Here is a 5,926-nt window from a genome sequence, read left to right as displayed (position 1 = left end):
GGGTGACCTTCGTGAGCGCCTTCATGGCTGGTCTATCCCTATATCCGTTTCGCGCCCAACCGATTCTCCGGCAGCGCGAGAAGGCGGCCCAATCGTGCAGATCGGCAGCTAAGTCAAGCTGGAGGCCACTTTCCAGAGAGGTAAAATGATACCGTCTTGGGCGCAGTCGTCTAGATGCGCCCCGTGGCTGGCCGCCGTCCCAGGGCGTGAACGCCGCAGACCGTGGCGCATAGGACCAGCGCGCCGACGAACTGGTGCGCCACGGCGATCCACAAAGTCACGCCCGACCATACGGTGAAGATGCCCAGCAGGATCTGCGTGCCGAACGCCGCGTGGATCGCCACCGATACCGGACGGTGCTTCGCCTTGATCCGTCGCGCCAACATGATCAGCACAATGACGGCCGCCCAGGCCCACCAGCGGTGGAACCAGTGGACGAAGTATGGATCGCTGAACGGCACCAATGCCGCTTCCACGCCTTCGGGGAAGAAGTGGCCCTGCATAAGCGGCCAGGCATCCCAGCTGCCCCAACCGGCCCCCGCGACGACACCGGCACGCAGACCTGCCAGGAGCGCGCCGTAAAACAACTGTATCGCCACGATCGCCAGCGCGGCGATGCCAAGGCCCGGCACTCGAGCACGCGGTTCCCCGCGCTTCAAGGCGAGCAGATCCAGCGCGGTCCAGACAAGCCCCGCCAAAGTCGTCAGCGCAACCAGCAGATGCGCGGCAAGGCGAAAGTGGCTGACTTTCACATCGTTGACGATGCCCGAACTGACCATCCACCAGCCCACCGCCCCTTGCAGTCCACCCAGGGCCAGCAACGCCAGCAGCCGCGGCTTGTAGCCGCCCGGTATCGTTCCGCGCAGCCAGAACCACGCCAGCGGCACCGCGAAGGCCAGGCCGATCACGCGGGCGATCAGGCGGTGAACCCACTCCCAGAAGTAGATGAACTTATAGGTCGCCAGGGTCATCCCGGCAGGCCCGTTGATCTGGGTGTATTGCGGGGTCTGCTGGTAGGCTGCGAATTCGGCTTGCCACTGCCCTTGCGTCAAGGGCGGGAGGGCTCCTGTCACGGGTTTCCATTCGACGATCGAAACGCCCGATTCGGTCAGCCGGGTGATCCCGCCGACGACAACGATCGCCAGGATCAGCCCCGCCACGATCAGCAGCCAGCGCACCATCGGAATGATGTCGTCACTGGTGCCGATGATCGGTTTTCCGTCGTGCCTTTTCATCGGGTTGTCCCTGCCTTCGTGCCCGGCGATGCGCAAGGGGGCGATGGGGGTGGGGCAATCTGTCCAAGCGAGAGGCGCGATACCTCTTTATGACGATGGCGGGTTGTCGAATGTTACAACATCACATATCTAGGTGGTCATGCCGCAGCCAGCCCACCCGATTCGAGAGCGTATGGATCGCTTCGGCGTGCTGCTGTCGGGTCTATGCGCGGTACATTGCATTCTGGGAATCGTGCTGGTCGGCGTTCTGGGCCTGGGCGGGCAGTTTCTGCTCGCGCCGGAAATTCATGAGATCGGGCTGGCGCTGGCCGTTGCCATCGGTGCCATCTCTCTGGGGTTTGGCGTACTGCGGCATCGCCGGATCGAGCCACTGATCCTGGGCGGCGTAGGCTTGTCGCTGATGACTGCTGCGCTGTTCGTCGGCCATGGCCTTCCCGAGGCGGTTCTGACCATACTGGGCGTTTGCCTGGTGGCGACCGCGCACATGCGCAACTTGCAAGGGCACAGCTTGCACAAGTCTGCCTGAGCGCTATGTCGCAGGCCTATGACTGCCGATCTGAACCTTACCGTCAATGGCGAAACCCGCCGCGCTGCTGCCGGCGCGACCATCGCCGACCTCGTCTCCAGCCTGGAGCTTGATCCCGCGAAAGTGGCGGTGGAGCACAATGCGCTGATCGTTCCGCGCTCGACGCTGGCGGACGTGAAGCTGGCGGACGGTGACAAGCTGGAGATCGTGCACTTCGTTGGCGGTGGCGATCACCTCGCGCCTTCGGACGATACGTGGAGCGTGGCTGGCCGCACCTTTCGCTCGCGGCTGATCGTGGGCACCGGAAAGTACCGGGACTTTGCACAAAACGCAGCGGCCCTGGAAGCCAGCGGGGCCGAGATCGTCACCGTGGCGGTGCGGCGCGTCAACGTGTCGGACCCCAAGGCGCCGATGCTGACGGACTTCATAGATCCCAAGAAGGTTACCTACCTGCCCAACACCGCCGGGTGCTTCAATGCCGAGGATGCGATCCGCACGCTGCGGCTGGCGCGCGAGGCCGGGGGATGGGACCTGGTGAAGCTGGAAGTGCTGGGAGAAGCGCGCACGCTCTACCCCAACATGCGCGAGACGTTGGCAGCGACCGAGGTGCTCGCCAAGGAAGGCTTCCTGCCTATGGTCTATTGCGTGGACGATCCGATCGCAGCGAAGCAGCTGGAAGACGCAGGCGCGGTGGCGGTGATGCCGCTGGGCGCGCCGATCGGTTCGGGCCTGGGCATCCAGAACCGGGTGACGATCCGCCTGATCGTGGAGGGCGCCAAGGTGCCGGTGCTGGTCGATGCAGGAGTCGGCACGGCATCTGATGCGGCGGTGGCGATGGAACTGGGCTGCGAAGGCGTGCTGATGAACACAGCCATCGCCGAAGCCAAGGACCCGATTCGCATGGCGCGCGCGATGCGCCTGGCGGTGGAGGCGGGACGCGATGCCTATCTTGCGGGCCGGATGGCGACGCGCAAGTACGCCGATCCTTCCAGCCCCCTGGCGGGCCTGATCTGATCTAACCTGATCCGCGCCATTGGGGCGTGGTATCGGGTCCGCCGGGTTGCGTGCCGACCTGCGGAACCGCCGCGCGTGGTGGTTAACGGCTTTGTAACCTGCCTGTGGTGTTCTGACGGTGCGCGGCGAAGCATGTCCTTTCCGCCGCGGCAGACAGGGGGTCACGATCATGAACCGTGCCGGCACCACCACCAGCGTCACCATCAGCGAACTTCGCGAGTTTGCAGGCTTCACTCCGTGTGAGCAGCGTTACATCAAGCGCAGCCTCGATATCGGGCTGGGGCGGCAGGATGCGTTCAAGCTGTGGGCGCGATCCGATGCCGAAGTGGACTCGATCCGCCGCCAATACGTCGCCTATCAAGACCTGAAGCCGATGCGCGCTATGCTGCGTGAGGATCAGGGTTACGACATACCGGGAGAGTTCTTCGCCCGGCTGGTGCGAATGACCGCGCTCGATCTGGGCCATGGCCGGCTGGGAGGTTTCTCCGCCTATCGCTTTTTGTATGAGCGGCTGCTGGGCGCATGGTCGCGGCCGTGGTTGCCCGGGGCGTTCTGCGGAGCGGCTGCCCTGCCGCAGATCGCGCCCGAGCGGCGCAAGCTGCTGCTGCACTCGATCAGCGAAGCCGCAGCCACCGCGCCGGGCTGGTCCGATCGCGAGCCCAGTTTTTATCCCGAATGGATCGCCAAGGAAGCGGCGTGATATGACGGTTCAACGGTAAAGGGCGTCAAGCCGCTCACCATAGCGTGCCTTGATCTTGTGTCGGCGAATCTTGAGGCTGGGCGTCATTTCCTCGTTCTCGATCGCGAACGGCTCCTCGGCCAATGTGAAGCGCCGCACTTTTTCGATCACGGAAAGCTCCAGGTTCACCCGGTCGACAGCGGCGCGCAGAGCGACGTTGAATGCGGGATCATCATTGAGGTTCGAAGCTGCCACCCCGTGCGTTTCGGCCCAATTGTCCGCCCACTCGCGGTCCGGCACGATCAGGCCGACGACGTAGGGCCGGCGATCTCCCGTCACCATCGCCTGTCCGATTTCAGGCTGCAGCGTCAGCATCGATTCGACTTTCTGGGGCGAGACATTGTCGCCCTTGTCGTTGACGATCATGTCCTTCTTGCGGTCGGTGATGCGGATGCGGCCCTTGGCGTCAAATTCGCCGATATCGCCGGTGTGCAGCCAGCCGTCCTGCAGCACAGCCTCGCTGGCGGGGGCATTGTCCCAGTATCCGTGCATCACCAGCTCGCCACCGACCAGGATTTCGCCGTCCTCGGCCATACGCACTTTCACACCCGGCAGCGGCGGCCCGACGGTGTCCATGGCGATCCCGGCCCGTGGGCGGTTGCAGCTGATCACCGGCCCAGCCTCGGTCTGGCCATAGCCCTGCAGCAGCATCACGCCGATCGCCTCGAAGAACATGCCGATCTCGGGGTTCAGCGGAGCACCGCCGGATACCAGCGCTTTCAGCCGCCCGCCAAATTTCGCGCGGATTTTTGGCCGCAGCGTGGGGCCCAGCAGCAAGTTTACGCCGCGATCGCCGAGCGTGCCCTTGCCCGCCGCCTTGCGGTTGGCAATGCCCACCGCCTTGCCCATCAGCCAGGCGGCGGCCCCACCCTGTTTTTCGGCCTGCTTGATGATCCGCGCGCGCAGCACTTCGAAGAGGCGGGGGACGACGACCATCAGCGTAGGCCGCGTCTCCTCGATATTAGCGGCCAGCTTTTCCAGACCCTCGGCGTAGTAGATCTGGCCGCCCAGCCCGATCGGCACGAATTGCCCTGCGGTATGCTCGTAGGCATGGCTGAGCGGCAGGAACGAGAGCATCGCCTCGTCATCGGTCCAGCCGAAATCCTCGTCGATCACTTGGGCCACGCCGGCAAGGTTGGTCAGGATCATGCCGTGGTGCTGGCGCACGCCGCGCGGCGCACCGCCCGTGCCGCTGGTGTAGATGATGCAGGCCAGATCCGCGCGGCTGATCGTGGCAATGCGGGCGTCCACTGCAGCGCGAGCGGCGGGAGTATCGCCCAGCTTCAGCCCCGCCCATTCGTGAACGGCGAACCCGCTTTGCCCGGTGGAGCGCATCGGTTCGAGCGTGATAACATGATCGCAGCAATCGCTCTTGATCACGGCCGGTAGCAGCGCCCCGGCCAGCTTGGCATTGGAAACGATGACCGCCCGCGCGCCGGAATTCTGCAGGACGTGCAGATGATCGCGAGTCGTGTTGGTGGTGTAAGCGGGCACGGTGACACAGCCTGCCGCCATGATAGCCAGATCCGCGATGCACCACTCGGGCCGATTCTCCGACACGATGGCCACGCGGTCTCCCGATTGGAGGCCGATCGTGCGCAGGCGTTCAGCGATGATGCAGACCTGCCGCGCGGCCTCCTGCCAGGTGATTGCCAGCCATCGCCCGTCATGCTTGGTGCGCAGAAACGGCTTGTCCCCCAACGCATCTGCGCGGCGCAGGAAGAGCGAGACGAGGTTGGGCGCTTGCGCGAAATCGCTGAGCTGCATGCCGGCTGGCATCGGTCGATCCTCTCTCTTCCCGTGTACTAGGTCGCTCTATTCGTGCGCGCCGTTCAAATCGTTGGCGCGCCTTGCGATTACGCTGACGTGGCCTGCGGTGTCCATCGCCACGCCTTCACTGCGCGGATCGGCGGCGCCGCGCCACTGACCGTCGACGAACTCCACCGCGTTGGCCTTGAGCCCGAGCGAGCCGATCTTCAGCGTCTCACCCAGCGCCAGCAACTGCGGCAACATCGCTTCCAGCTCGGTGCCTTGTTCAATCACGCCGGCTTTGATGCCGGGCGCGAAGACGAGGCCCATGGCGATCGCGTCCTGCGCACTCATGTTCCAGTCGATCACGCCGATCAGCGCCTTGGCCACCTGGCAGATGATCGTCGATCCGCCCGCCGCGCCGATCACCAGGCGCACCTTGCCGTCCGGACCATAGACGATCGTCGGCGACATCGAACTGCGCGGCCGCTTGCCGCCCTCGACTCGATTGACCACCAGATAGCCGTCCTTCGCCGGGGCCGCGTCGAAATCGGGCAGCTCGTTGTTGAGCATGTAGCCATCCACCGCGATGCCACTGCCGAAATAGCCGTTGATCGTTGTGGTGACAGATACGACTTCGCCCTTGCCGTCGGCGATGCTGAG

The 5,926-nt window shown here is 64.6% G+C and carries 6 protein-coding genes; 3 read left to right on the top strand and 3 right to left on the bottom strand.

Annotated features, from left to right (window positions below):
• Nucleotides 1–170: 170 nt before the first annotated feature.
• Nucleotides 171–1,235, bottom strand: coding sequence for a COX15/CtaA family protein (locus tag ACHWRX_RS04970; RefSeq protein WP_394658324.1), 1,065 nt, complete (start codon nucleotides 1,233–1,235; stop codon nucleotides 171–173).
• A gap of 172 nt (nucleotides 1,236–1,407) precedes the next feature.
• Here ACHWRX_RS04970 and ACHWRX_RS04965 point away from each other — a divergent pair, with 172 nt between their 5' ends.
• From ACHWRX_RS04965 to ACHWRX_RS04955, 3 genes are all read left to right on the top strand, one after another.
• Complete coding sequence (locus tag ACHWRX_RS04965) at nucleotides 1,408–1,761, top strand: MerC domain-containing protein (protein WP_242867022.1); 354 nt, start codon at nucleotides 1,408–1,410, stop codon at nucleotides 1,759–1,761.
• Nucleotides 1,762–1,779: 18 nt separating this feature from the next.
• Nucleotides 1,780–2,775, top strand: coding sequence for a sulfur carrier protein ThiS (gene thiS, locus ACHWRX_RS04960; protein WP_394658323.1), 996 nt, complete (start codon nucleotides 1,780–1,782; stop codon nucleotides 2,773–2,775).
• A 169-nt stretch (nucleotides 2,776–2,944) separates the two neighbouring features.
• Entirely contained in the window at nucleotides 2,945–3,475 is a 531-nt protein-coding gene (locus ACHWRX_RS04955; RefSeq protein ID WP_058735690.1) for a hypothetical protein, read from the top strand.
• 9 nt (nucleotides 3,476–3,484) lie between these two features.
• On the opposite strand, the gene ACHWRX_RS04950 is transcribed toward ACHWRX_RS04955, so the two are convergent.
• Complete coding sequence (locus ACHWRX_RS04950) at nucleotides 3,485–5,281, bottom strand: AMP-dependent synthetase/ligase (protein ID WP_394658325.1); 1,797 nt, start codon at nucleotides 5,279–5,281, stop codon at nucleotides 3,485–3,487.
• A 48-nt stretch (nucleotides 5,282–5,329) separates the two neighbouring features.
• Nucleotides 5,330–5,926 (bottom strand): gamma-glutamyltransferase (locus tag ACHWRX_RS04945; RefSeq protein ID WP_394658322.1); only part of this gene is annotated, 597 nt, incomplete at its 5' end.

This window comes from uncultured Novosphingobium sp. (genome assembly GCF_964277725.1).
GTDB lineage: Bacteria > Pseudomonadota > Alphaproteobacteria > Sphingomonadales > Sphingomonadaceae > Novosphingobium > Novosphingobium fluoreni.
This window is presented reverse-complemented; position numbering and strand designations above follow the sequence as displayed.